The organism is Nostoc sp. (genome assembly GCF_036917635.1).
Lineage (GTDB): Bacteria > Cyanobacteriota > Cyanobacteriia > Cyanobacteriales > Nostocaceae > Nostoc.
Map to the genome: position 1 here is coordinate 1 of NZ_JBALCW010000057.1, position 26,164 is coordinate 26,164.

A 26,164-nucleotide genomic window follows, 5' to 3' on the forward strand; every position below is an offset into this window, starting at 1 on the left:
AAGTAGTGGATGCACCGCTCACCTGGAGTAGCAGCAAAAATGCTAACCCTCCATCATACCTCATTTTTCGTTCCAATTAAGATGCGTTTGCCCTGTTGTGCTAACCAATCTGCAAAAGAAGCACCAAGGGGTCTGGTAAGATTGATATCAAGCAGACAGATGGAATTGAGTAGTCATCGTAGAACTTCCTTAAAGGTCAAGTGAATGAGCGCGTTTTTCTCGAAATAGACGGGTCATGTAAATTCCGGTAATTAACAGTCCGAGTAATCCAAGCCCATTGAGAATGGGAAAAAAGTCACCCAGCCCAAAGGTTTCTAAGGTATGAAGGTGAATGAGAAAGCCTGCCAGTTGGCGTTGATGAAGTGCTTTCGCAATCGGAAACGTCATTCCGGTCATCACGGTCAGCAAGAGTGGCAGCGCACAAACGATCGCAAGCCACCGATGATATTTACGAAAAAGACGATTCATGCGTGATATAAACAAGAACGGTTCAAAAGTTGATACTCAAATCTTAGAAGTCGAGATCGATTGATTACATGGATCGATGTTCCTAATTTTATCTAGTACCAAAGTCCCAAAGAGAGCGACTTAAATTTGATAGAGAGAAACAGCACTGGTCGCGTCAGTTCTATTAGAGTAGAAATAGATTGTTCTGAAAAAGGCTGGATCGATCGTAGTCCCCAGACATTTATTCTATGCAGCGCCCATTTATCCGTTCAGCAGCCTCTTCACCTGGGCAGTTCCTCAAATCGCGACTCCCCAATCATTCCTTTCGCTTAATTCTCTATCTCGAATGGATTCTGCTCGGACTTGCCTTCCTGATAGAGATTCGACCTGCTCGATTTGGAATTAATGCGACCGATCAAATGCTGGTGATTCTGATTTTGCTTGGGTTTGGGGTAATGGGCTTAAAGCTTCCCATGCAAGGAATTCGCCACAAAATTTTATACACCGCATTGGAACTGGGGTTACTTGGGCTGACATTTTGGCTCGATCGAAGAACTGGATTTTTTCCGCTTCTGGGTCTAATTATTGTGATTCGCAGTTGTTTAATTTTTCAGCAAGCAGGACAATTAATCGTTGCTGCATTAGTTTTTATTTTCTCAGTGCTGATGCTGTTTTGGGGAATGCCCCCACCACATCACAAACCTCACCATGATGTTTCATCTGAGTCCATTGCGAACACGATTCTAACGCTTAACATCAATACCGCGATCGCATTTGGGTTAACGTTATTATTTATCTTGCTCTTAGTCAATGCGTTACTAGCAGAACGCCAAAGCCGCGAAAAATTATTGCTAGCCAATGAACAACTGCGCTCCTATGCTTTACGAATCGAGGATCAAGCTACGCTGCAAGAACGCAATCGAATTGCGCGAGAAATTCATGATGCGTTAGGACATGCACTGACGGCTCAAAGTATTCAACTAGAGAATGCGCTGCTATTTTTGCCGCCAGAAGCTGAAAAAACGCATTCCTTTTTGCAAGAAGCGCAACGACTCGGCGCGCGAGCATTACAGGAAGTTCGTCGATCGATTGCAACCTTACGCTCCAATCCCCTCCAAGGACGATCGCTTGAAGCTGCGATTGCAGCATTGAGCGCAGAATTTCAAGCGACAACCGGAATCATACCAACCTCGCTGCTGCAAGTTTCTCAACCAATCTCGATCGAGATGAGTACTGCTCTCTATCGCATCATTCAAGAATCTCTCACTAACATCTCCAAACATAGCGTTGCGACACAAGTTAGCCTTCAGCTTCAGCAAAATTACAACACGATTCATCTTCAGATCGTTGATAATGGACAAGGATTCGACCCAACGCGCAACACGACTGGATTTGGACTTCAAGGAATGCGAGAACGAACTGCTGCTCTCGGAGGACAATTTATGCTCACTAGCCAGCGGGAGCAAGGTTGCCGCATTGCGATATCCATTCCATTACCTCAGCCAGTACTATGACTTATGCCAAAATCCGCCTATTGCTCGTTGACGATCAACTGATTATTCGCCAAGGCTTGAGAAGCCTCCTCGATGCCAAACCTGATTTAGAAGTGATTGGTGAAGCAGAAAACGGTCAGCAGGCAATCATTCAGACTGAAAGGTTACAGCCAGATGTCGTATTGATGGATGTACGAATGCCTGTGATGGATGGCATAGCGGCGACTCGCTTGATTCATCAGCAATTCAATCAGATCAAAGTAATTGTACTAACCACCTTTGACGATGATGAGTATGTTTCACAAGCAATGCAAGTAGGAGCACGAGGCTACTTACTAAAAGACACACATTCGGATGATCTAGCGGCTGCGATTCGAGCCGTGTATAAAGGATATACCCAGATGGGTCCAGGATTGATCGAAAAAGCGATCGCGCCAGTGTTTCCTGAATCTCCACCAATCCAACTCCCCGCCGAACTTGCAGGACTGACTTTACGAGAACGAGAGGTGTTGAGATTGATTATTGCCGGTGCCAGCAATCGCGAAATTGCAGAAGCTCTCTACATTTCAGAACGAACGGTGAAAAACCACATCACCCGCATTCTGAGTCAGCTGAATGTCCGCGATCGCACTCAAGCGGCGATGTTTGCAAGTGCGTTCTTACCCTTGATATCACTATCATAAAAATCCTGTCGTGTAAAAGTTACACAACATCAAACCTGCCTACCCCAGATTGTTGAGCCGATACAGCAATTAGATGAACGAAAAAGATTAACAGCAGCAAAAGTATCTGAGTTGTTATTGGTTTTAGAGAATCCTGAACTACCGTTGCATAATAACCCTGCTGAACTAGCTGCCAGAACTATGGTGCAGCGACGTAATATTAGTTATGCCACTCAAACAAGTGAAGGTTTAGAAGAATAGCAGTTTCGTCTTGTTCAATTAGCAGGGAGCATCCCAATTTTGGCTTAAATCTTTTCCCTCACCCCCAGCCCCTCTCCCATGATATGGGAGAGGGGAGACATAATTCTAGTTCCCCGAATCCCATATGATGGGATTCGGGGTTAGGGGATGAGGGCTATCAAGGTTTTTGCACCTGACGGGATGCTCCCAATTAGCATGTCCTGTATAGATTTTTCTAGCCAATATTTAAATAATTATAGTTTCTTCAAAATGTCTATCATCTAGCAAAAATTTATGAAAAAGCAAAAGGGAATTCCATCCCCGCTTCGTAAAAATGGAATTCCCTTTAAATTTTCCGTTACCTCTAACAAAAGATAGCTATGCCAAGCTTAAACTTACTTAATTACCACCAGACACAACAGATTTATTATGTATAGCAGTGTCTTCAGGCTTTCTCTGCCATTTGCCATCGCTGCCTGGTTCGTATTCATTCTTTACACTATTCCAGGCAATCTCACGCGCACCCTCTTCACTCAAACCATTACTTTGAGCAGCGCTAAGTGCTGCTGCAAAAATCTGCTGTGCGTGTTCAGGCAACTGTTCTTGAATTTCAGCAGGCAATTCATTTATTGTTTGATCAGCCATAAACTTACTCCGATTATCTCAACTTAAATTCATGTTAAAAAACTTGCAATAGAATTTCCTCTTTCTGAAAGTAGAGAAGTAAATAATCATACTTTTGGCTGAGTTAAGCGATTTTTAAATCAGCGATGCAATAATATTGATGCTCATCGCTAAAATTGTGGTATTGAAAAAGAAGGATAATATACTATGTAATAGAGTCAAGCGCCTCATAGCAGGTGATGTCGTCTCCACATCTGAAACTTGACTTGTCATGCCAACTACAAATGAATAATATAAAAATTCCCAATAGTCTGGATAGTCGTTATTAGGAAAATCTAAACCTTTGGTGATTTCTTGTTTATTATTACGACTAATAGATTTGTAATAGCTGTGTGCATATTGCACTGCAAACATCGTATGCACTAGTAACCAGGAACCAACAATGGTCATAATTGAAAGTATGACATGTAGGGTAAGCAGAATTGTTGATAACCCTTTTTTATTACTTAATAAAAACCCGATCGCTAAAACACTAGCACAAGCCGCAGCTATCACCAGTAAGAATATAGCTAAATGTCCTTCATATTCATTCTCAGCATAACGGCGAATTTTTTCTGGGGTAGCTTTGATCATCTTCCACCAGGTTACGGCTAAGAAAAAGTCAGCACCAAAGTTCCAAGCACAGAGAATGCGAGTAGGTAAGTGCAGCCAAGATGGAAGAATTATTGAAACTAATCCAGCAAGTCCGACAGCAATGATCAATCTGGGGCGGGGGTCAAAGTTTTTAAACAAATTAAGTTTCACAAATGTTGCGATCGCAAATAACTAATTCGTAATTCATAACTAATGAAAACACCACACCAATTTTACAATTTGGTGTTCTTTAAGCTAAGTAAGTGGGCGCAAATAATCATCACTCGCTCGTAGTTGCGCTTTAGCGAAGACAGCGCAACTACGAGCCAAATACATAGATTTTACTTTTCGTTACATAGTTTTGTTTTATCTTGTCTACCTACTTAATCGTCATTCAAATTGCAGCTTTGTGTATCCACCTCCCCCTTATTCTTAAGTATTTTAACTACATAACTTAGAATCAGCTTACTTGTTGTGGTGTAAATTTTTAACTAATTCAATTACGAATTACGAATTACGAATTACGAATTATTTTAACTTGGCTCTAATCGTTTCTATTCGTTGACCATTAACACCCAAATCGCTTTGACCTAAGCGTGAGGCGGAACGTACTTGGATCACATTAGCATTCCGGTCTAAATAGAATTCTACATCATCCACAAATCCTAGTAAAGCACTTTTAAATTCTGCATATAAATAATCTTGACTTTCGGTAATTATTTTAGTTCTTGGTAAAGACTCAATAATCTGTTTAAGATTACTAATCGCTTCTTCTGTGGTAGATGTAAAAATCAGTGGTGCAATTTTGTGGCTTGCATCTGCACTCTGACTAGAAACGCAGTTAGGAGAATTAGGGCAAGGTGCTAATTTACCATTGCTGATACCTAAATTATTTGGTCGTTTGCCAGCAAAAACCATAATTATGTCTCCGGGTAAGTGAATAAATATACTCTCTCACATTTGCTTGAATTACTCTAATACTTCGGCGTAATTGCATCTTCTGACAAATGACAGATTAACTAAAACATCGGTGATGCGATCGCTCTATGATCCGGTAAGTATCGTCTAGGCGAAGCCAGTTTATGACGCAAACAATTTCAATCAACGACTCTGGGTGCTTGCAACTCGCACCTCTGTTAATTCGATCCCGTCTGCTGTTGGGGCCTGGTCCCTCCAATACCCATCCTACAGTTCTTCAAGCGATGAATACTTCACCCGTTGGGCATCTTGACCCAGCTTTTCTCGCCCTCATGGATGAAATTCAGTCGTTGCTACGCTACCTACGTATGGCAAACACAAAACCCACTCACCATTGCAGTCAGTGGTACGGGAACAGCCGCAATGGAAGCAACCATCGCCAATGCTGTAGAACCCGGTGATGTGGTTTTAATTGGTGTAGCTGGTTACTTCGGTAATCGCCTTGTAGATATGGCTGGACGTTATGGCGCCCATGTGCGAACCATTACCAAACCCTGGGGACAAGTTTTTAACCTGGATGAACTCCAAACTGCATTAAAAACTCATCGTCCAACTATTTTAGCTCTAGTTCATGCCGAAACCTCCACCGGCGCACGTCAACCATTGGAAGGAGTCGCTGATTTGTGTCGTGAATTTGGCACTTTGTTGTTGGTAGATACGGTGACAAGTTTGGGTGGTGTCCCCTTGTTTTTGGATGCTTGGGGAGTTGACTTAGCCTATAGTTGTAGCCAAAAAGGGTTGGGTTGCCCGCCTGGTGCTTCGCCCTTTACAATGAGTCCGCGTGCAGTTGAAAAATTGCAACAGCGCCAAACAAAGGTTGCAAACTGGTATTTGGATATGTTGTTACTGGGTAAATATTGGGGCGCTGAACGCATCTATCACCATACAGCACCGATTAATTTATATTATGCATTGCGGGAAGCATTACGTTTGCTTGCAGAAGAGGGGTTAGCAAACTCCTGGCAACGGCATCAGAAAAACGTAGAATATCTCTGGGAAGGATTGGAGAATTTAGGACTGAGTATGCACGTTGAGCAACAGTATAGACTGCCAACGCTCACCACTGTTTGTATTCCAGCAGGGGTAGATGGGAAAGCGATCGCCCGCCAGTTACTCAATGAACATAATATTGAAATTGGCGGCGGTCTTGGCGAATTAGCAGGTCTTGTTTGGCGCGTCGGATTGATGGGCTTTAATAGTCGAAAGGAAAGTGTTGACCAACTTTTAGCAGCACTCCGGCAAGTTTTGCCTAAGTAGTTTTTTGGTGATATCAGATGCGTTATCAGTAGCTTAACGCACCTGATATAAAGAGCGTAGGCGTACCCCAGCGTAGGCATCGCGCTAACCTTCATTCGAGAATTAAAGCAAACTCATTGCGATAAAAAACCAACAAACAGTAGAGGCAAGAGTATTAGTAGGGACACAATTAATACGAGGGTTGCTGGCTCAATTTTAATCTGGTTCTTCTGTGGATCGCGCATTTGGCATTCCCTCGAACAATAAATATATTAAACCTTATCAAAGTTGAGAACCGTAGTTTTCACCCTCTTCCTAAATCCCTCTCCCAAATCTGGGAGAGGGAGTTTGAAATTCTGGCTCCCCGAATCCCAAATCTGGAATTCGGGTTGGGGGATGAGGGCAAATCCTTTTCATCATGGAAGAACTATAGGTTTCAAGATAGGCGTGGTTTAACTTAGCTTATCTGTTTATTTCTTCCAGGGTAATTTAGTTCCCATTTCAGTCAATGCAGAAAAGATGAGATAGAGGACGAGTAACCCAGCCGCCGCCAAAAAAGTCAGTAAATCGTTATCCATAAGAGACTGACAAATAAAAAAACATCCCAAATTTTCTTGTGGGACGGGTGTCCTCACCCGTCCCATATTCAGGGCGCTCATGTTGCCCACCCCACCAGATGGATAATTTATTTCTTAAGTAGGTAGGCAAGATAAAACCAAACTATATAACGAAAAGTAAAATCTCTGTATTTGGCTCGTAGTTGCGCTGTCTTCGCTGTCTTCGCTGTCTTCGCTAAAGCGCAACTACGAGCCAGTGATGATTATTTGCGCCCACTTACTTAGAAGTCCATAAGTGCTATTTACTAAAACTTCGCTAATCATAGCGGAATCACTTAATATTTAGCATTTTTCTACAGCCCTACAATCTTTGCTCTTTTGGATGCAAACTGTACCAGCCATACCAGTGACGAACTGCTAGCCAGACGGCACAAAGCAAACCCGCGAGGCTGAGGGTTAGTCCACTGAACGGTATTAATAAGCCAAAGATGGGTAATACTGCTCCAGCAATAGTGCAGATAATAGCAGCAAGAGAAGCACTACGACTTGCCCCCAATCCCCATGTCAAAAACAGTAAGATGATGGAAATTAAAGTCCAAGCCAACTGAGCATTCATGACGCGAGCTAGATAAGTCAACATTAATAGACAAGCAAAGAAAATACTAGCAGCGATCGCAATATTTTTCAAACTCATTGGCAGTGACAAATATAACAATAATATCCACCACAAAAATATTGCTGGTGCTAGCAATAAAAGACGGGGAATTACGCCCGTGTGGCGAATAGGTTCGGTGTTGGTAAACACTCCAAATGGATTTTTGACTGAAACATTATCGTCAAATTTCCAAGTAAATTGTGTACTGCGTCCGTTAACTTTAATTTCATTCGGTACAATACCACTAGCAAAATCAGCCGGAGCAAAGTTAGCAACTGCTATGAGGCTAAAATTAGAAAGCAACTGTCCCGTTGCGCTATAAACCCAGCGAGGCCCTCCTTGAGCCTGATAGGTAACTCGAAAAGTAGTTTCTTCCCCTGGTTGTAGCTGGAAAGGAAAGCCATCTAAACCTCCGGGGTACTCAATCGGATGCGTCAAATCGGGTAATCCGGGAATACCTTGAGCAGAAGATAACATTGGTTGATTTTTGCAGAATTTGGAACACCAGACCGATAAAATCTCTTAAAAGTTTCTGGAATAAAGTTTTATTTGATACCCTAATAGTTTAAACAAGTGTTGCAATTGCTCTGACCCTAACTTACACAAAACTCTCTCAAACTCTTATTTCTCTGTGTTCTCTGTGCCTAATAAGGTTCGTTTTTCGCGTACTCATCTTGGTATAAACATCAAAAGCCCAGTCTTAGTGACCAGGCTTTTGAGCGTAAACAATGGGGCTATATTCCCCGAGGGTTAGTTATAGAGGTTCAGTATAATATCGATGCTCTGATAAGTGATACCACTTTGCTCTTATCGATTCCGGAAAATTCGCTAAAAATTTTTGAGTAGCCTTTATCTCCCAAAATACAGCAAGCGACTGGCAGCGTCAGCGTGTAGGATCTAAAAATATTAATTTTCCGGCTTTTGCTGATGAATAATAAATTTGGTAGCTGGCAAGAATGGCTGACAGTATTCACCTATCTAGGTTTTACGGTCTTTATTATCTGGCGCGTCTTTTCCACCGAGAAGAGTTAAAAAAGCTGCATATCATCTCAGCAGCGTCGTTTTGCTCAAAAGACAAATTAATGTCCATAAAAAGCCAGTCTTAAGGACGATAAAATTGCGACTAAAAACAAATTTCGAGCAATCTTGGATTGTACGCTGTTTTATAGCAGTACTGCTTTTCGGTCAAGTGTGGCTACATTTACTCCAAGGAAAAACGTACTATCGCAAGATTCTACAACATCTGGCGATCGCAGGACCAGGTTCTATCTTTCCAGTTCTCCTTGTCAGTGGTTTTGCAGGGATGATTTTTACTCTTCAGATGGCAAGAGAATTAATCAGATTTGGGGCTATAGATGCTGTGGGAGGTGCTTTTGCCTTAGCTTTTTGTAAAGAATTGGCTCCTATTTTGACCGCTAGTATAATGGCCGCACAAGTAGGTTCTGCTTTTGCAGCAGAAATAGGAGCAATGCAAGTTACAGAGCAAATTGATGCACTTTATATGCTCAAAACTGATCCAATTGATTATCTAGTAGTTCCTAGAGTAATTGCTTGTAGTTTAATGATGCCTTTGATGACGATTTTAGCTTTAGTTACGGGCATCTTCGGCGGAGTTTTTGCCGCATCATATTTTTACAAAATTATTCCCGAAATATTTTTAGAATCAGTCAGAAATTTTTTAGAACCGTCAGATTTGTTTATTATTTTGCTAAAAGGGTTTCTTTTTGGGATGCTAGTTGCTGTTATTGGTTGTAGTTGGGGATTAACTACTAAGGGAGGAGCAAAGGAAGTAGGAGAATCGGCAACAAAAGCAGTAGTTACTAGTTGGATATCAATTTTTATGATGGATCTTTTCCTCTCTGTACTGCTGTTTGAACAGCCTGTATTTTGAAACCAAGCAAGTATTGAACAACATTACCGACTTTTTTTAACAAGTTGGAAACCTGAGCTAAAAAGGAAGTTGTTTTATTGGGTATACGTTATAACGTTAACAAAATTTAGTATAACTTCTAATTTAACATCACGAATATATTAACTTGTAGATTAGCGCACCCAAGGCCAAACCGCTTAATGAAAAGATAGATGCAGTTAAAAAGGCTAGCCCTGCCCTAAGACCTGCTGTTTGAAAGTCTATCTTGACTAATATAGTTGCCGAAACGATCAGCAAAGTATCAAGAAATACTCGAAACCAGGCAATCATAATAAAGAACAAGAAAGCTGCTATAACGGCAACGGCGAAAGACCTCGTATTTGATTTAAGTAAAATACTGAAGTAATATGTTATTTTCGTCCAGGGAATGCTCAACGTTACTATTAAAAGCAAGATAGCAACGACAGTCGCCAGCCACATAGACACAGAAGCGCGTGTTTCAGATATTAGCCAGCCCAAAGTACTGTAACTAAGCAGTACTAACGCCAGGGACACCCAAGGAACTCTTTGCATTGGCATGGGTTAATACTCCTAGTACAGGGTCAAGGTTTTATTCCATTATTGAATTTTATAACTATTGACTAATAGCTAAACAATCATTTTCTGCCCACCAAACATAGATGGGCGTGTCGCGGTCTACTAAAACGCCAAAAGTATTCGGTTGCAACACATTTATGCTAATGCCATTTGTTAATTCCACAACATAATTAACATGTGTACCCAAATACATAACATTGACAAGCCGTCCTTCAAAACAGTTAGTTGGCAAATTGGGTGGATAAAGGGAAAGCTGTATTTTTTCTGGGCGGACACTCACTACCACTGCTTGTGATAATTCAGATGGTGTATCTTCAGCGCGGCTAATAACAATTGAGAGTGCCGTTTTTGTCGAAATTTTAATATTAGAAGAGTCTACTGCTACAATTTCACCGCTAAATAAATTAGTATCACCAATAAAATCAGCAACAAAAGATGTGCAAGGACGTTCGTAGATTTGGCTAGGAGTGCCAACTTGTTCAATTTTACCTTGGTTCATCACGGCAATGCGATCGCTCAAAGACAATGCTTCTTCTTGGTCGTGTGTCACCATCACAAAGGTCACTCCCAAATCTTGGTGTAAATTTGATAACTCGACCTGCATTTCTTTACGTAATTTTAAATCTAACGCCCCTAAAGGTTCATCCAGTAATACGACGGTGGGGCGATTGACTAAAGCCCTTGCTAAAGCGACTCGCTGCTGTTGACCACCAGAAAGTTGATTGGGAAAGCGCGATCGCAAACTTTCCATTTTCACGAGTTTTAAAGCTTCTTCAACTCTAGCTTCAATTTTCGATTTGGCTATTTTTTTTAACCGCAGTCCGAAGGCGATGTTATTCCAGACATTCAGGTGGTTAAATAGGGCGTAACTTTGAAATACAGTATTGACGGGTCGGCGGTAAGGCGGCACATTAGTCATAGACTGACCCTGAATCAACACCTTCCCAGCGTCAGCGATTTCAAACCCAGCGATTAAACGCAGTGTTGTTGTTTTACCACAACCGGAGGGGCCTAAAATACTAAAAAATTCTCCCTGTCTAACATCCAAATCGATTCCATTTACTGCTGGTTCTTGGTTAAAAAACTTGAACACGTTACGCAGTTCAACATCAAGTGGCTGAAAAGTTGTTATCCCCCTTTGATTCTGCATGACAATTTGAGCCATAATCCTCAGTAGAATGCCGTGATATTACGTGATGTCAGTAGTCTATTGGGCAGACTAGATTTGACACTTTGGTTTATTGTATCCGCCAAAAACAATTGTTCAAGAAGATACTCGCCCAATTCTTTTATACTCAGTACTAGACATGAGTTTAGGGTAATTGTATACAGATAATACCCCTATTAGAATCATTATTTGTCTTATGTCTTTATTCCCATCAATTGGCAGCAAAAAAGATACACGTACAGTTGGACGTGGTTTCCAATCAATATTTTTAATCGTATTTACCCTATTAATGACTGGCGGTATTGGGACACGTTTGGCATATTTGCAAATTGTTGAAGGGCCAAAACTCCGAGAACGAGCCGAAGCAAACCGAATTCGGATGATCTCCAAACAACCGGAACGGGGAAATATTTTTGACCGCAACGGTAAACTTTTAGCCACTACTCGCTATCCTAGCTCTGTATATTTGTGGCCGATGGCACATACTAAGCCTTCTTGGTCTGTAGTCGGGCCGCGTCTAGCGCAAATTCTCAACATTCCCCAAGATGAAATGGAAAAGAAATTAGAACAAGCTGGTGCTAATTCTTCTTCACTCATTCGGGTGGCTCGCGCCCTAAATGAAGCAGAAATCACGGCATTAAAGGAGTATAAAAATGAACTTCCCGAAGTGGAAATCAATACAGATTCTGTGCGTTATTATCCCCACGGCAAGGAATTTGCTCATGTACTAGGTTATACGCGAGAGTTGACCCCCGACCAGTTAAAGGACAAAAAGCAGCAAGGCTACCGACTCGGAGATGTAATCGGTCAGATGGGGGTGGAAAAGGCTTATGAGAAAATGCTGCGGGGTGAATGGGGCGGTCAGCAAGTAGAAGTGGATGGTGCGGGTAGACCAATCCGGGTTTTGGGGGAGAAACAGGCAAAAGCTGGTAACGATTTGCACTTGACTATAGATTTGGATGTGCAAAAGGCAGCCCAAAAAGCTTTGGGAAATCACCGAGGGGCGATCGCAGCACTCGATCCGAATAACGGTGCTGTTTTAGCACTGGTATCTTACCCCACCTTTGACCCGAATATTTTCTCCAAACAAAAACTCTCCCAGAAAGATTGGGAAACCTTACAAGGTAAAGACCATCCCTTGATCAATCGCGCCTTGAGTGCCTTTCCCCCCGCCAGTACTTTCAAAATTGTCACCACGACAGCCGGGTTGGAATCAGGGCAATTTTCTCCTGATACAATATTACAGACCTTTGGTTCTCTTACCGTTGGTGGGGTGACTTTTGGTGAGTGGAATCACGCCGGATTTGGGCCATTAGGATTTCCAAGAGCGATCGCTATGAGTAGTGATACTTTCTTCTATCAAGTTGGTAGAAAAGTCGGTGGCCCAACTTTAATCGAATGGAGTCGCAAATACGGATTTGGTCAAAAAACTGGCATTGAATTTCAGGGCGAAGAATCAAAAGGCTTGGTTCCAGATGAAAAATGGAAGCAGAGAGTTTTGAAAACACCTTGGACTGTAGGCGATACCATTAATATGTCAATTGGTCAAGGTGCTTTGCAAGTTACACCCCTGCAATCGGCGATTATGTTTTCTGTCCCTGCTAATGGCGGGTATCGAGTTCAGCCGCATTTGCTCAAAGACAACGAAGAAGCAAAAAGTTGGCGAGAATCCTTAAATATGAAGCCGACAACTATCAAAGTTCTCCGCGACGGACTGCGGAGGGTAGTGAGTGAGGGTACAGGTAAGCACTTGAACGTGCCGACAATTGCCCCAGCGTCTGGGAAGAGTGGCACTGCTGAAGCTGGTGTTGGTCGCCCCAATCATACTTGGTTTGGTGCTTATGCCCCCAGTAATAAGCCGGAAATTGTGGTTGTGGCCTTTGGTGAAAATACTGGCGAACATGGGGGTACGATTTGCGGGCCGATGGTTTTACAAGTGCTAGAAGCTTATTTTCAGCATAAGTATCCAGGTAAGTATCAAAAACCTCAGGTTGAGCCATCAGAAGCTAAAACTCAGAGTTCTGGACATGGCACTGGAGACTAGTAGTCTGTCCCCAAGGGGTGAATAAGTTCGTAGTAAGGACTTTGGTCCTTGATTTGAGCGATTTATCGCTCAAATCAAACCCTTCATAACTAATGGGACAGACCACTAGTATAATGTCTAAGCTAACTTTGATGAGTAAATAAACTTGGCGTTGCATAGTTCGAGATTTTGAATACTTTAGTCTGTAGAACTTTTGTATTCAAAATACTAGGCTTTTTCTTCATGCAGCCCAGTAAACTAGACCAAATTTTAGGACTAGAACTACAGCGTCATCGCACAGAAAAAGGTTGGTCACAGGAGTATCTTGCAGAAGTGACAGGTCTGCACAGGACTTACATCAGCCAGCTTGAGCGAGGGCTAAAAAGTCCATCTGTTAGAGTTCTCAACCATATTACCAATGCTTTAGGTATGACAATGAGCGAGTTTTTACAAGCTGTAGAGGAAAGCCTCAGTGTTGACGGACAACGAGATTGAAAGATTAAGCCAAGCCATTATTGCTACTATTGCATCTCCAGTCATCGGCTCGATAGAAGATTATACGTGGGAAGCAATTTTTCATTATATTAAGGATATTCCTTTATCAGATCCCGCTTTTGGACGTAGCAAGCTTCTCTATGATGCTGTTGACTTGGTGACTAAAACTGGTTGGTCACTCAAATCCCTACAACTCAATAGCCTCAACTTTACAAATTCATTTTTGTTTGTCATTCAGAGAGCAGATGTCATCAAGAAGGCTGTCCAACTGGGTTTTCCTGGTCTGACTGAGCAATCCTTACCTAATGAGCTTGGATCAGCCATTATCCAACATTGGAACGAGAAGATTATTTTGAGTCAGGCAGCACAAAGTGTTGTAAATAGTTATGAAGGCATATTACTGAAAACTATCAAAGGCTACGAGTATATTTACTGCGAGTTTCCACTCAATCCTCTTGACCCAAATACCTTTTCTTGGGCTTGGACGGTAGATAGAACTACTGGGGGATTAGGGGCTGGACTACAGGGAAGCGTTGCAGGCAAAATAGAATTAGTTTGGTACAAAAATCAGAAACAACTTTTTCGAGCTAGAACTATTCCTACACAGGCAGTTCGCATTACAGTTGAAAGAACTCGTCTTACGCTTGATCGATATGTGGAAACAGTTCTCTCTGCTTTGCAAGATCAAATCAATACGCAGTTTTCTGAAGATAGGTCTGAAGAATAGATGAAGCGATCGCTTTACCTAGCAGGGGAGGTACAGATTCGCCAATTTGAGAAGCCATCTCAGTATATGTTCCCAAAAAGTGAAAATCATCTGGATAAGAGTGTAATCTTGCAGCTTCACGTATTGTAATTGTTCGATCTTGAGTAGGATGAAAAAACCTACCCGATCCTGGATGGAAGACCCATCTAGTGATAGTTCTTGCTGGCTTATCCCAATAAAGTCTCCCGTATGCGCCGCTATAGTGTTTCTTGGGAGCTAATTCAGATGGTAAATCCCTAGCATCTTGTCCTTCAGAAAGAGCGCGAACTCTTGAAAATTGAATTGGACTCAAAGCACGAGCCACATGATTAACAATTTTTATGCTTTGATGACGCATCATCGCTTGATATGTAGTTTGTGGAGCAGAAGGATAAACTTCAGCATCATAGTCTTGTCCTGCATCTAGTGGTGGTAAGTCTCCAATCGCATCTCTGACTGTGACAAGTGGAGAAATATTTGCTTCTAACAAATTAAGCTGATTACAAGATTTCGTATTTCTATAGTCGCTCCTAATATCACCAAAATGTGTTGGTTCAGGAAAATGAAGGGAGCGATCTAGACTAGCTACAAAAAAAGCTCTGGCTCTCGTTTGTGGTATTCCATAATGGGCAGCATTTAATGATGAAGAGACAACTTTATAGCCCAATGATTCAAGTTTTTCTGTTATTTCTTCTCTAATTACGCCATTGTAAGCTTTCAAGATTTCAGGCACGTTTTCCATTACGACATAAAGGGGTCTAAACTCCTCTACGAATTCCAAAAACGTTCTATATAGCAGGTTACGGGAATCATTGAGGTAGCGATAACCGGCAGGAATATTTCTAGACAATCCCTGACACGGAGGGCCGCCAATCAAGAGTATTGGTGCTTCTCGCCGTAAGCCCAACGCTAATCGTAATTCATCAGGACTAACCTTACGTATGTCCTGATGAATGATTTTAGTTTTTGGGTAATTGTGCTTGTAGGTCGCCAGGGCTTTTGCATTTACATCGATCGCACACAGAGATTCAAAGCCCGCCATGTGAAATCCTTTAGTCAAACCACCAGCGCCAGCAAATAAGTCAATAATCTTATATATCATTTTTGAATACTATAGTACTCAAAGGATATCGTCAACCAACTCCTTTATAAAAAGATATAGGAATCCGGTTTGATTTCTGAAAATATACGTAGGATGTGTTAGCGACAGCGAAACGCATCAAACCCTTGAGAATAGTGCGTTACGAACTCCGTTCTAACACACGCTACAATACCTAATTTCGTTCAGAAATCAAATAGTAATCCTATAGTAATCTCTAGATCAACTTTTATTGAGCTATTTTAGCGGGTTTCAAATTTCTGGCTTTGTAGAACATTTCTAAACTATTGCGATCGCCTACAAAACGCCAGTGCCACGGCTCATAACTCACACCTTGAACATTATCTTTAGGAAATGACATTTCAAAGCCAAAACGCGCTGCATTTGCTTGCAGCCACCGATAAGCCTTGGTATGGTCAAAGTTAGTTTGGAGATTAGTTGCTGGTACTGATCCGTCTCCAACATCCACAGCATAACCTGTGTGATGTTCGCTATGACCAGGAGGAGCGCTGAGGGCAGCCCGTTCTGCTGGGGTTTGATTTCGTTGGGCGCCGACAGCAAAAAACAACTGCTCTTGGTCTTTGACTGAGCGAAAGCCAGAAATTGGCAATAATATTATACCTGAACTTTGCGCTGCTGCTACCATCTCCTCAAACTTTTGGGCAGCAGCTTTTCGCATTCTAATGCCCCTATTTGCAAAGATGGTTACTAGTTCTGACTCAGGGGCTTCTGGGTATGGAAAATGCCCTAACACAATATCGCTAGAATTATTAGATGCTGCTGTCGTCGTCGGAGCAGGAGTAACTGGTAAAGGTTGAAAATCGGCGGTTTTTTTAGGTGCAGTGGCGAAAAATAAAAAACCGCCAATTAAACCCAGCAAGACAAATCCCGTTACTCCCCCAATAAGCCAAATTCGGGGTTGCAACCAAAATTTAGGTGTTGCATCAGGGGTATCGCGTACAGCCACTGGAATATCATCACCAAAGTCATTCGATGAGTTTTGCGGTTTTCCAGAAAACCCAGCCTTATTCAAGGGTAAACTCCTGTTTTTGTGGAATAGCCATAACAGATTTTGCACTGGACAAAAGTAAACGTAACAGGTAGCATTTTACATCTGTGGTTCTTAGGCGCAATCTTGACAAACCTTTTAGAACTATACGTCAAGCTGGGTGGATTAGTCCTGGTAGGTTTTATTCTGGGACGCAAACTTCCTGTGACAGTTCCTACACGTTTGGGACAGTTTCTTTTTTGGGTGGGAGTACCCATCAGCATAGTATCGTTTTTGCGTCAATCTAGTTTGTCGGGGCAAATTTGGATTGCACCTGCCTTCGCTTACCTAGCCATTTTACTAGGAGCATTTTTAGCTTGGTTAGGAATTAAAGCACAAGCCTATTTTAGAAATACTGTCCCCCTACCACCAACTCAGGCTAGCTTGATATTAGCAGCAATGTTAGGTAACACAGGTTATCTTGGTTTTCCGATCGCTTTAGCAATGGTAGGTAAGGAACACTTCGCTTGGGCGTTATTGTACGATTTGTTAGGTTCATTCCCAGGAACTTATGGCTTGGGTGTGTTCCTAGCAGCCCGTTTTGGCGGTGGTGTCCAGAATCATTGGCAGACTGCTAAGGCAATCTTAATTAATCCTGCGTTGTGGGGTTTCGGATTTGGCTTGCTGTTTCGACAGGTGACAATTCCGACAGTCGGGGAATTTTGTCTGGAGAAATTTGCTTGGAGTAGCGTAGCTTTATCTTTGGTGTTAATTGGAATGCGACTGGCGCTGCTCAAATCTTGGCGTAGTTTACCACAAGTAGGGATGAGCTTGGGAATCAAAATGTTGGTAGTTCCGTTGATCTTAGGTAGTATTTTACCGCTGTTTGGAATAACTGGGGCGATCGCCAAGGTAATTGTCTTACAAATGGCCATGCCTCCAGCTTTTGCCACACTGGTAATTGCTGAGGCATTCAATCTCGATCGCGATTTGGCAGTTACGGCTTTAGCGGCTGGGGTTATACTATTGCTGCTTACTCTCCCAGTTTGGCTGTGGCTATTTTGATTTTAGATTTATGCACTGTGATGCGATCGCTTAAACCCCCAAGAAAAATTCTCTCACTTTTCTAAAGTTCTTACACTCAGCACTTGCGGTGGTGTCGAATCTGGCGGATAAATCACATCTACCTGTACTATCCGCTTAGTCGAAGGTGGAAGTACAAGCTGCACCAACGGTTCTAACACCTGACCAGTTCTGTGCCATAGATGTATGTAGCGGGTCTTTTGTTCACCTTGGTCATCGAAATAGCGTAGCCGCACTGTACCACGGAAGAAAGGAAAATCTAGGGATGGTTTACGGAAACGCAGACCACTTTGGGATAATTTATCTTCCTTTAAAGGTGTTTCTAAAGTAACAGTCACAGTCTGGTTTTGGTTAGTATTGTTACTTAAGGGTAAAGTAAGTTTATATTCCACCCCATAATTACCATGTGCTTCATAAGCCGTATCTGGATAACGTACCAGCATTTTGGCCGTTTGGATTTGTTGAGTCCCCAATCGACCACTGAGCAGTGTGTCTAAAGCATAAGAAATAGCTTTGCCACGCTGGGGAATAGTTAGATTTGCGCTTTGGGGATTATCCACCAACTTTGCTTGCCATTGGGAACCACTAGACACACCAGCTACACGTCCATAAATTAGTGCGCCACTGGTAGCATTTGGAGGAGTTGGGGTTTTATCTCGCGGCCCGGCCAAGTTCCCGGTATTTAGTAAAGCTTGCCATTCTACGAGAGTGGGTTGGCGTTCTGTATTATCAGAATTTTTCTTGGCAAACATCGCTAAACTTGCCACATAAACTCGATCGCTACTCCGCAGCCGCATAAAGGTAGAGCGACCATTCACCGGCTTTTCTAGATTTCGTACAGGAATGGGATGATTTAGTAACATCCGGCTTTGTCCTGGGGGAATTATCAGCTTTGCCGGAAAATCTGCTTGTCGAACACCTCGGAGTACATCACCAACAGCGCGATCGCCTGGGCCTGAGTAAGCCTTACCATCGTTATTTTCTATGTAGGGAGATAAGGTGACAAAGGGCGCATCCTGCATCAAATAACTCGCTGCTTGCAATACATCCACTGTTACAGATTTTTTACCAGGGTTATACAGAATTACGCCCAGGTATAGCGTTTGTAAATCCTTGGGAGTGTGGCTGTAGTGGTGGGCGAATAAGTCAAAGCGTCCCTCCAAAGGAAAATTGAGGTGCGCTGCTGGAACTTTTTTAGCGTTTGTAGGAAAGGTAGAAAGTAAAATACCCTCAGTTTTAATCCATTCTGGGCTATTGCTGTTAAAAACGGGTATTGTATTCAACTTGCCTGGTAGAGGTCTAACTTCTCCTGGTTGCACGATTTCTTGGGGTGCTGGCTGAGGTGAAGTTTGAGCGATCGCTGAATTATCTTTATGAGTTGTGCATCCAAAGGTTTGAGTTATCGCAAGTCCTAATACAAATATGAATACAGATGATGGTAAGGGAGAGAGCATAAATTTGAGCGTAAATCAAGCTGTGGTGTTAAAGATAACAAGTTATTACTACAAGTTCCTGTAAGCCGATTTCTGAGAATGCGATCGCTTAACACGCCCTAGTCCTATGTTTCTAACTCGTTTAAAAGCATTACGCACCCTGTACTGGATGCTGCCCATAATATGGCAAAGCCTCTGACCAATTAGGAAACTTACCTTCTTGCCAATCGAGATTAGCTAGTTCTAAAATACTTGTCACCGTCGCTGCTAAACCAGATTGAGCTTGAATCAACTGATAATTAGTGTTCCAATTTGCTAAAGTTTCCTGCCATGCTTCTGGTGTGAATACTCTATCTGACAAACACACTTTTAGTTTAGAAGTATCTGGCTCAAACTGATAAATAGCAGCAAAAATTTGACCTCGTTGTGCTGGCATTTCCACAGCAATAGTTTTTAGACTTTGACTTTTGCTTGCTTCTTTCCAAGCTAACGCAGCCAATGTTGAAATCGCAAATACAGGAATATCTAACTGTTGCCCTAAAGTCCGAGCAGTGACAACGCCAATCCGAGTCCCGGTAAAGCCGCCAGGGCCTTTTGCAACTGCGATAAAAGAAAAATCTGCCCAAGTTTGCGGTTTGATAAATTCAATTAAATATTGATGCACTAAACTAGATAAATCACGCCCCAAATTCCAAATTTGAGAGCGAGTATCGCCTGCAAAATTACTAATTGCCAAACCTAATTCCGGTGTGGTGGTATGTAGTGCTAAGGCGTATTTATTTATTGGAAGGTTTTCTAGTTCCGTTGTCAAAGTTATTTAAAATATCTATTTTTATAGAGTTAACGTGATTTATTCAAGCATATAACATAGCGGTTCTTACCTGTTCACTCTTTGTGCGATCGCAGTAGCTGTTCCAGAGTTACCCTCATCCCTTAACCGCGAATCCCAAAAATGGGATTCGCGGAACTAGAGAATTTGCTCCCCTCTCCCATTTTTGGGAGAGGGGCTGGGGGTGAGGGCAAAACTCATACAATCAGAAGATTTCAGCTTAATTTGACACCAATGAGCATTGCTGTGTCCCTACCGCCTGGTCTATTTACCTGAAAATAGCTGTAAGATACACCAATCAAGTAGGCACTAATTCACCAGGACGCAACTTCGACCACTTCCCCGTTTCTCGCTTAAAGCTCAGACAACCAACAACATCCCATTCCATTTCAATTACATCATCTTTAGTCCGAATGTTGACATTGATAGAAGGTTCATTCGGATCAAAATTTGGTGTTTCGGTTAAGTGAGGCTGTTGGTGCTGCCCTTCTACGGCATGATAGGTAAAACAGCTGTCTACATAGTGGCAATTCACGCAAATACACATAATAGAACCAACTCCAGGGGCCTTTATTGTTAATCTAACGTAAGCCCAACTGTTATTCATGAGTTGCTGGGTTGATTTTTATTACAATGCTTGAATCGATTCCTTCTACTCTAGCTCCCGAAAATTGGCCTTTTAGCTTGGAATTCTTGCCACAACCAGCTTACATGGTAGGTGGTGCTGTCCGAGATGCCATCCTTGGCAGAACTCGCGCATATCTGGATCTAGATTTTGTTATACCATCTAAGGCGGTAAAGGTAGCGAGAGCGATCGCTCATCATTACAAAGCTGGTTTTGTGTTACTCGATGCAGAACGACAAATTGCGCGTGTGGTTTTCCCTCACGCCACAGCTGACTTTGCCCAACAAGAAGGAGATAGTATAGAAGTTGATTTGCACAGGCGAGATTTTACAGTAAATGCGATCGCTTATAATCCCTATACGCAAGAAATCATCGATCCTCTGCAAGGTTATTTAGACTTACAACAAGGGATTTTGCGAATGGTATCACCCGCGAACCTAAAAGATGACCCTTTGCGGTTAATGCGAGGTTATCGCCAAGCTGCCCAACTAGGTTTTACTATTGAGCCAGCTACCCAAGCCGCAATTCGTTCTTTGGCATCACATATCAGCAAAGTTGCAGCCGAACGAGTTAGGGTAGAAATTGGCTATCTACTGGCAAATTCTCAGGGAACTCCTTGGATTACAAGTGCTTGGGAAGATGGTTTACTTGCCCCTTTCTTCAAAAACGCCACCCGTGAAAGCTTGATAAAACTAGCAGCAGTTGACGAAGCAGCTGCCTTACTCAGCCAAAATTGGCAACAATTAGGGGTACAACTGCAAGAATATGTCCGCGATAGTATTAAAACTACTTGGTTAGGTATCGCCAAACTTGCTTGTCTTGTCAACCCAGTTCCAGAGTTAGCAGAAATAGAATTACAGGAACTAACTTATAGTCGCGCCGAAATCCGGGGTGTAACCACTGCCTTGAAACTGTTACCGCAGCTTCAAGTAGTTGATATGCCTTTGCGAGAACAATACTTTTTCTTCCATGACGCAGATATTGTATTTGCCGCTACGGCAGTCTTAGCTGTAGCACTTGATATTTTGGTAGATGCGATGTCTGGTGACAAGCCACTACACACAGCAGTGGAAACCAAAGCAAAACCCTGCCAAATTTTAGCACCTTTGATCAACCGCTACCTGAACCCTGATGATCTGGTCGCTCATCCCACTCCACTAGTGAGCGGGAAGGAGTTGATTATAGCATTAGATATTCCAGCTTCGCCAATTATCGGCCAACTATTGAGAGAAATTGGTGTAGCACAAGCTGAGGGGAAAGTCTCAACAACAATACAAGCGATCGCACTTGCACGTCAATTACTTGAAGGTTAGATATTAATTCACCTTTTTTGGTCAGAATTAATTCTGTTAGCGGATAGCTAAGGTTTAGCCCATTATTACTCTTGATACCAATTCCAGAAAAAGAAGAAAGCCGCTCAAAAAATTGGTTGCAATTTAATCGTTAACCCCACAGCACAAGAAGTTTCTTAGGAAACTCCAAGAAATAAACTATCCAATATTGTGGGGTGGGCGTCTCGCCCGCCCAGTCCATAGGGTGGGCATCTTGCCCGCCCCACAGGAGTTAATTGGATATTTTTTTATTTGGAAGTCCCTTAGAAGAAATCCGGGGGTAGCATAGCAAGCTTTCGGCTCAATGATCTACCAAAATGAATGCGTGAATTACTCAAATGAGTAAGCAAACTGGGGTTTGAAAAAGTCAAAGCTGCTTTTGCTTGCGGAAAACACCAAAATGTGAAAGTAAAAGCTGCTTTTGAGAAACTAAAAGCTTCTTTTGCTTGCGGAAAACACTAAAATGCGAGATTAAAAGCTGCTTTTGAGAAAGTAAAAGCTGCTTTTGTTTGCGGAAAACACTAAAATGCGAGATTAAAAGCAGCTTTTGAGAAAGTAAAAGCTGCTTTTAAAGAAGTAATCAGGTATTTTTACTAAACTCAATATGAATTTTAGTCTAGGCGATACCTTCTCTACAAGACGCTCCGCGATCGCTAACGCAAATCTAACTTTTAACATGGTACGCTTTGCACAAAACTTGCCTAAAGTACTTTCGGTTATCTTCTCTACGGTTTTTCCTATAGCCTTGGTGATGACCAAGGTTGCGATCGCAGCTGCTGTCAGCGATACTGGCTCCATAAGTTTCCCAAAATATACGAGATTTTACTTATGGTTCTTAGTTTAACAGCCTCTCAATAGGTAACAGAGAACAAATAACAGAAGAATTTATAAAACTTTGTTTAGCGATCGTCTTAGCAAAAATTAGGAATTTCTGCTGCAAAATGTGAAGATAGCACCGCAGGATTCCGCATTTAAAAATAACGGTAGTTACTGATTCTGCAAATTTTAGATCAATACCCCTCACCCTAAATCCCTCTCCCAAGCTTGGGAGAGGGACTTTGAAATTTGCTCCCCTTCTCCCAAAATTGGGAGAAGGGGTTGGGGGATGAGGGCTTTTGATTCATGCAAGAGGTCTATTTTTTAATTCCCGGCTCTAAATCTAATTTCATAAAGTCCTAGCAAGCCTGCTGCTACTAGCAAAGGTAAGAAATAATAGACTCCCCGATAAGCTAACATTGAACCCAAAATTGCCGCAGCCGAAACTTTAGAAGATAGAATCAGCAAAATTATAGTTTCAAATACTCCCAAACCACCAGGCACATTACTAACTACACCTGCAAACATCGCTAGTAAATAAATGCCTAAAAAGTCTAGATATGACAAAGATATATTGCTAGGAAGTAAAGCATAAAGAACTGCTGCTGCAAGAATCCAGTCAAAACTAGAAATTGCTATTTGAACCAAAGATATGTTAAAAGAAGGAAATCGAAATTCTTGTCCACGAATTATTAATGGTTGTTTAATAAAAATACTTCCTAGTAAATAAGCTGCAACTAATAGCAGAAAAATCACGCCGATGGGACGCACGGTGGCAAAAGGTAAATGGATTTGAGTAGGAATTTTGAGTGGGTTGATAATAAACAAGAAACCTGCAACGGCAAACATCCCCAACCAAAAAGTAAAATTGGCAAAAGCAATTACTTGTGCGATCGCAACTGCTGAAACTCCCCAATTAGCATAAAATCGATAACGGATAGCACTACCAGTTAGCAAGGCAAAACCTATAGTATTACTAAACGCAGAGCTAATAAAGCTGGTTAGAGCAATCTTGTTCCAACTTAAACAACGATTAATGTAGCTAAAACCTAAGATATCATACCCAATCATCACGAGATAACCCAACGCTGTTAGCCAAATTGCCCAGCTTAAGCGACTTTTGGGAATTGCTGCTAGAGCCTTGAGGATATCACGATAATTATACTCATGCAATTGGTTAGCGATCGCCCACAGGCAAAGCACCAGCAGCAACAAGCCAAACAAAGAACTAAAATTGAGTCGCAGCTTTTTAAGCATCATCAAGAAACTTATCCTAACCCTTGACTTTTAATTTACAACCAGTCGTAAAGTTTCCATCCTGTTGACACAGCATTGACATATTATTGGCATAAACTTTTGTAGGCAAACATCGGCTAACCTAATAGATGAAGTACAAACAATCTAAAATTCTCTTGCTAATTTCAGCATTAACTCTCGTTGGCTGTAATTTCTCCCAAAGTACCGTAGCAAAACCACCACAACAACAAGATTTGCAAACAAAGCCTTCCGTTGTTCCAACCCACTCCAATATTAGCGACTCAGCTACTTTGCTAACCTACAAAATTGAAACCTACAATAGTCAAGTAATGGGCGCAAGTCGCACCTACGGCGTTTCTTTACCCCCTGGTTATGAACAAAACCCCAAACAAAGCTATCCTGTAATATTTCTCCTCCACGGTGGACATGGCAATCCTGCTGATTGGTTTATTCAGAGTAAGGGACAAGCTCTTAAAACTGTGGAAAAACTTTATACTAAAGGGAAATTGCCACCCAGTATCATTATCACACCAGACGGCAACGACAAACGTGGCTCTAGCCCCTACCGAGATCCCGAATATATTGATGGCGCTAACGGTAAAGTCTCTACAGCCGTGGGGGATGAGTTGGTAAAAGTTGTGCAAAGTCGTTATCGGACACTAAACAATCCAGATTTTTGGGCGATGGGTGGTTTATCTTCTGGTGGTTGGGGAGCAATGAATGTGGGATTACACAATCTAGATCATTTCTCGATTTTATTTAGTCATAGCGGTTATTTTCATGATAAAAGCGGCCCAATCAATAGCCCAATAACTTATATCAAAACCATTCCTTTACGATCTCAAAAAAAATTGCGAATTTATCTAGATTCTGGTATATCAGATATTGAAGAAATCAACGAAGCTCAAAACTTTAGTAAAGTCCTAAACAAGCTAAAAGTTTATAATTTGTTTCGTCAGTTTCCGGGTAGTCACACTTGGAAATACTGGCGGGAACATTTATCCGATTCTTTAACATTTGTGGGTGAACAATTTCGAGTTGCTGAAATAGCACATAGGGCTGATAACTTAGGTGTGAATCAGAATAAAAATCGTCGAAATCATTAGCAATTCCCAGTAAAAATCATCCCATTTTAGAAATCTGTTGATATTTAAACATCAATGTGGAAAACTCAGATGCACTTTTTCAGTAGATTAACTATAGTAAGTTCCAATGGAGGTAATTTTTTACACATTAAAGTGATATGAAGATTTCTAAATTTTTAATTACTTTGGTAGGAGCGATCGCACTCGTGACTACTGCTGGTTATTATTATGTATTCATCTTAGGTGCGCCACAACTAGATCCACCTCAAAAAGAGGCAAATAGTGGGCTAAAGTTTCAATTAGCAACCTTCAACTCCCAAGCGATGGGTGCAGTCCGCAACTATGGCGTGATTTTGCCGCCTAATTATAATAAAAATCAGCAAAAGCGCTATCCAGTGATATTCTTACTACACGGTGGTCATGATGATGCCCGTGCTTATGCTGATAAATATGCACTCTTAGATGTATTGCATAAACTTTATCAAAGTAAAAAATTACCCCCATCGATTGTAATTACACCTGATGGTAATGATAATCGGGGTTCGAGTCCTTTATACGACCCCGATTATTTTGATGGGCCAAATGGCAAAGTGGGGACTTTAATTGGTTCAGAACTAGTGCAAATTGTCAAGTCACGCTACCGCACTTTAGAAGAACCCCAATTTTGGGCGTTGGGCGGTCTTTCTTCTGGAGGATGGGGGGCTTTTAATATCGGGTTGCGCCATCTCAACAACTTCCAGATTCTATTTAGTCATAGCGGTTATTTTACCGATAATAGCGGCTCGCAAAATAGCCCCCAACAAATCGTGCAACAGCTACCAATTGAAGATAGGAAGCGATTGCGTGTTTACATAGATGCGGGTTTGAACGATACTAATTTATTGTCTTCTACCAAAGATTTCAACGAAACCTTAAATAAATTAGCCATTCCTCACGTATTTTATGCGTTTCCCGGAGGTCATGGTTTGTCTGGTGCTGATATAGGCTGGAATTACTTCCACAAGCATCTTAAAGATTCGCTCTCCTATGTAGGGGAACAGTTTAAAAAATTAGGAGTTAAAAGTTAAGAGTTAGGAGTTAAAATTTGAACGGAATTAAAATTAGGATGTTATGACTAAAATTTAAAACTTAATCCCTATAATTAACACAGCCTATAAAATAGCTTTGTTAATTATTTTAGTATATAAAGAGAGTG

25 protein-coding genes and 2 pseudogenes are annotated in these 26,164 nt (G+C 41.8%); 13 read left to right on the top strand and 14 right to left on the bottom strand.

Annotated features, from left to right (window positions below):
• Positions 1-189: 189 nt before the first annotated feature.
• Positions 190-468, bottom strand: coding sequence for a peptidase (locus V7K32_RS14915; RefSeq protein ID WP_334994448.1), 279 nt, complete (start codon positions 466-468; stop codon positions 190-192).
• Between the two features lie 227 nt (positions 469-695).
• On the opposite strand from V7K32_RS14915, the gene V7K32_RS14920 reads away from it, so the two are divergent.
• The 3 genes from V7K32_RS14920 to V7K32_RS14930 are packed head-to-tail and all read left to right on the top strand — an operon-like array spanning position 696 to position 2,863.
• Entirely contained in the window at positions 696-1,961 is a 1,266-nt protein-coding gene (locus V7K32_RS14920; protein ID WP_334994450.1) for a sensor histidine kinase, read from the top strand.
• Entirely contained in the window at positions 1,958-2,623 is a 666-nt protein-coding gene (locus V7K32_RS14925) for a response regulator transcription factor (RefSeq protein ID WP_334994452.1), read from the top strand. Before V7K32_RS14920 ends, V7K32_RS14925 begins: the two co-directional genes overlap by 4 nt.
• Before the next feature lie 60 nt (positions 2,624-2,683).
• Positions 2,684-2,863, top strand: a complete 180-nt coding sequence (locus tag V7K32_RS14930) for a hypothetical protein (RefSeq protein ID WP_442938746.1) — start codon at positions 2,684-2,686, stop codon at positions 2,861-2,863.
• A gap of 378 nt (positions 2,864-3,241) precedes the next feature.
• On the opposite strand, the gene V7K32_RS14935 is transcribed toward V7K32_RS14930, so the two are convergent.
• From V7K32_RS14935 to V7K32_RS14945, 3 genes are all read right to left on the bottom strand, one after another.
• Positions 3,242-3,487 carry a ChaB family protein gene (locus V7K32_RS14935; protein ID WP_334994456.1) on the bottom strand — a complete coding sequence of 82 codons (246 nt, stop codon included), beginning with the start codon at positions 3,485-3,487 and terminating at the stop codon, positions 3,242-3,244.
• Positions 3,488-3,601: 114 nt separating this feature from the next.
• Positions 3,602-4,270, bottom strand: a complete 669-nt coding sequence (locus tag V7K32_RS14940; RefSeq protein ID WP_334994458.1) for a DUF1345 domain-containing protein — start codon at positions 4,268-4,270, stop codon at positions 3,602-3,604.
• A gap of 357 nt (positions 4,271-4,627) precedes the next feature.
• Positions 4,628-5,017, bottom strand: coding sequence for a DUF1499 domain-containing protein (locus V7K32_RS14945; RefSeq protein ID WP_334994460.1), 390 nt, complete (start codon positions 5,015-5,017; stop codon positions 4,628-4,630).
• A gap of 164 nt (positions 5,018-5,181) precedes the next feature.
• Here V7K32_RS14945 and V7K32_RS14950 point away from each other — a divergent pair.
• Positions 5,182-6,334: pseudogene (locus V7K32_RS14950) on the top strand (alanine--glyoxylate aminotransferase family protein).
• Positions 6,335-6,783: 449 nt separating this feature from the next.
• Here the strand turns inward: V7K32_RS14950 and V7K32_RS14955 are convergent.
• Both V7K32_RS14955 and V7K32_RS14960 read right to left on the bottom strand, forming a co-directional pair.
• Positions 6,784-6,972 (bottom strand): hypothetical protein, encoded by a 189-nt coding sequence (locus V7K32_RS14955; protein ID WP_334994462.1) that lies wholly within the window; start codon positions 6,970-6,972, stop codon positions 6,784-6,786.
• A gap of 259 nt (positions 6,973-7,231) precedes the next feature.
• A pseudogene (locus V7K32_RS14960) lies at positions 7,232-7,927 on the bottom strand (hypothetical protein); the annotation flags it as partial.
• Positions 7,928-8,642: 715 nt separating this feature from the next.
• On the opposite strand from V7K32_RS14960, the gene V7K32_RS14965 reads away from it, so the two are divergent.
• A complete protein-coding gene (locus V7K32_RS14965) occupies positions 8,643-9,416 on the top strand; it encodes an MlaE family lipid ABC transporter permease subunit (RefSeq protein ID WP_334994464.1) in 774 nt (257 codons plus the stop codon).
• A 129-nt stretch (positions 9,417-9,545) separates the two neighbouring features.
• On the opposite strand, the gene V7K32_RS14970 is transcribed toward V7K32_RS14965, so the two are convergent.
• Both V7K32_RS14970 and V7K32_RS14975 read right to left on the bottom strand, forming a co-directional pair.
• A complete protein-coding gene (locus V7K32_RS14970) occupies positions 9,546-9,974 on the bottom strand; it encodes a hypothetical protein (RefSeq protein WP_334994467.1) in 429 nt (142 codons plus the stop codon).
• Positions 9,975-10,029: 55 nt separating this feature from the next.
• Positions 10,030-11,157, bottom strand: a complete 1,128-nt coding sequence (locus V7K32_RS14975) for an ABC transporter ATP-binding protein (RefSeq protein ID WP_334994469.1) — start codon at positions 11,155-11,157, stop codon at positions 10,030-10,032.
• A gap of 199 nt (positions 11,158-11,356) precedes the next feature.
• Between V7K32_RS14975 and mrdA the strand changes: the two genes are divergently transcribed.
• The 3 genes from mrdA to V7K32_RS14990 all read left to right on the top strand — a co-directional run bounded on the left by mrdA (position 11,357) and on the right by V7K32_RS14990 (position 14,405).
• Entirely contained in the window at positions 11,357-13,204 is a 1,848-nt protein-coding gene (mrdA, locus tag V7K32_RS14980) for a penicillin-binding protein 2 (RefSeq protein ID WP_334994471.1), read from the top strand.
• Between the two features lie 222 nt (positions 13,205-13,426).
• A complete protein-coding gene (locus V7K32_RS14985) occupies positions 13,427-13,678 on the top strand; it encodes a helix-turn-helix domain-containing protein (RefSeq protein ID WP_334994473.1) in 252 nt (83 codons plus the stop codon).
• Positions 13,656-14,405, top strand: a complete 750-nt coding sequence (locus tag V7K32_RS14990; protein ID WP_334994475.1) for a hypothetical protein — start codon at positions 13,656-13,658, stop codon at positions 14,403-14,405. Before V7K32_RS14985 ends, V7K32_RS14990 begins: the two co-directional genes overlap by 23 nt.
• Here V7K32_RS14990 and V7K32_RS14995 read toward each other — a convergent pair.
• Positions 14,368-15,525, bottom strand: a complete 1,158-nt coding sequence (locus V7K32_RS14995) for a DNA cytosine methyltransferase (RefSeq protein ID WP_334994477.1) — start codon at positions 15,523-15,525, stop codon at positions 14,368-14,370. The genes V7K32_RS14990 and V7K32_RS14995 overlap by 38 nt on opposite strands.
• 226 nt (positions 15,526-15,751) lie before the next feature.
• Positions 15,752-16,555, bottom strand: a complete 804-nt coding sequence (locus V7K32_RS15000; RefSeq protein ID WP_334994479.1) for a M15 family metallopeptidase — start codon at positions 16,553-16,555, stop codon at positions 15,752-15,754.
• 102 nt (positions 16,556-16,657) lie between these two features.
• Here V7K32_RS15000 and V7K32_RS15005 point away from each other — a divergent pair, with 102 nt between their 5' ends.
• On the top strand, positions 16,658-17,575 hold the full coding sequence (locus tag V7K32_RS15005) for an AEC family transporter (protein WP_334994524.1): 918 nt from the start codon (positions 16,658-16,660) through the stop codon (positions 17,573-17,575).
• A gap of 53 nt (positions 17,576-17,628) precedes the next feature.
• Here the strand turns inward: V7K32_RS15005 and V7K32_RS15010 are convergent, their stop codons facing one another.
• From V7K32_RS15010 to V7K32_RS15020, 3 genes are all read right to left on the bottom strand, one after another.
• Positions 17,629-19,047 carry a DUF3370 domain-containing protein gene (locus tag V7K32_RS15010; protein ID WP_334994480.1) on the bottom strand — a complete coding sequence of 473 codons (1,419 nt, stop codon included), beginning with the start codon at positions 19,045-19,047 and terminating at the stop codon, positions 17,629-17,631.
• 130 nt (positions 19,048-19,177) lie between these two features.
• Positions 19,178-19,837, bottom strand: coding sequence for a tRNA (adenosine(37)-N6)-threonylcarbamoyltransferase complex dimerization subunit type 1 TsaB (gene tsaB, locus V7K32_RS15015; RefSeq protein ID WP_334994482.1), 660 nt, complete (start codon positions 19,835-19,837; stop codon positions 19,178-19,180).
• A 316-nt stretch (positions 19,838-20,153) separates the two neighbouring features.
• Positions 20,154-20,402 carry a Ycf34 family protein gene (locus V7K32_RS15020; RefSeq protein ID WP_196523277.1) on the bottom strand — a complete coding sequence of 83 codons (249 nt, stop codon included), beginning with the start codon at positions 20,400-20,402 and terminating at the stop codon, positions 20,154-20,156.
• Between the two features lie 86 nt (positions 20,403-20,488).
• On the opposite strand from V7K32_RS15020, the gene V7K32_RS15025 reads away from it, so the two are divergent.
• Positions 20,489-21,793: a CCA tRNA nucleotidyltransferase gene (locus V7K32_RS15025; protein WP_334994484.1), complete on the top strand. Its 1,305-nt coding sequence runs from the start codon at positions 20,489-20,491 to the stop codon at positions 21,791-21,793.
• 622 nt (positions 21,794-22,415) lie between these two features.
• Complete coding sequence (locus V7K32_RS15030) at positions 22,416-22,655, top strand: hypothetical protein (protein ID WP_334994486.1); 240 nt, start codon at positions 22,416-22,418, stop codon at positions 22,653-22,655.
• Positions 22,656-22,951: 296 nt separating this feature from the next.
• Here the strand turns inward: V7K32_RS15030 and V7K32_RS15035 are convergent, their stop codons facing one another.
• Positions 22,952-23,884: a lysylphosphatidylglycerol synthase domain-containing protein gene (locus V7K32_RS15035; RefSeq protein WP_334994526.1), complete on the bottom strand. Its 933-nt coding sequence runs from the start codon at positions 23,882-23,884 to the stop codon at positions 22,952-22,954.
• A gap of 128 nt (positions 23,885-24,012) precedes the next feature.
• Between V7K32_RS15035 and V7K32_RS15040 the strand changes: the two genes are divergently transcribed.
• Together V7K32_RS15040 and V7K32_RS15045 are read left to right on the top strand one after the other, a co-directional pair.
• The gene (locus tag V7K32_RS15040; protein WP_334994490.1) at positions 24,013-24,990 is read left to right on the top strand and encodes an alpha/beta hydrolase; all 978 of its coding nucleotides are present in this window, start codon (positions 24,013-24,015) and stop codon (positions 24,988-24,990) included.
• Between the two features lie 137 nt (positions 24,991-25,127).
• Positions 25,128-26,036, top strand: coding sequence for an alpha/beta hydrolase (locus V7K32_RS15045; RefSeq protein WP_334994492.1), 909 nt, complete (start codon positions 25,128-25,130; stop codon positions 26,034-26,036).
• Positions 26,037-26,164 lie beyond the last annotated feature (128 nt).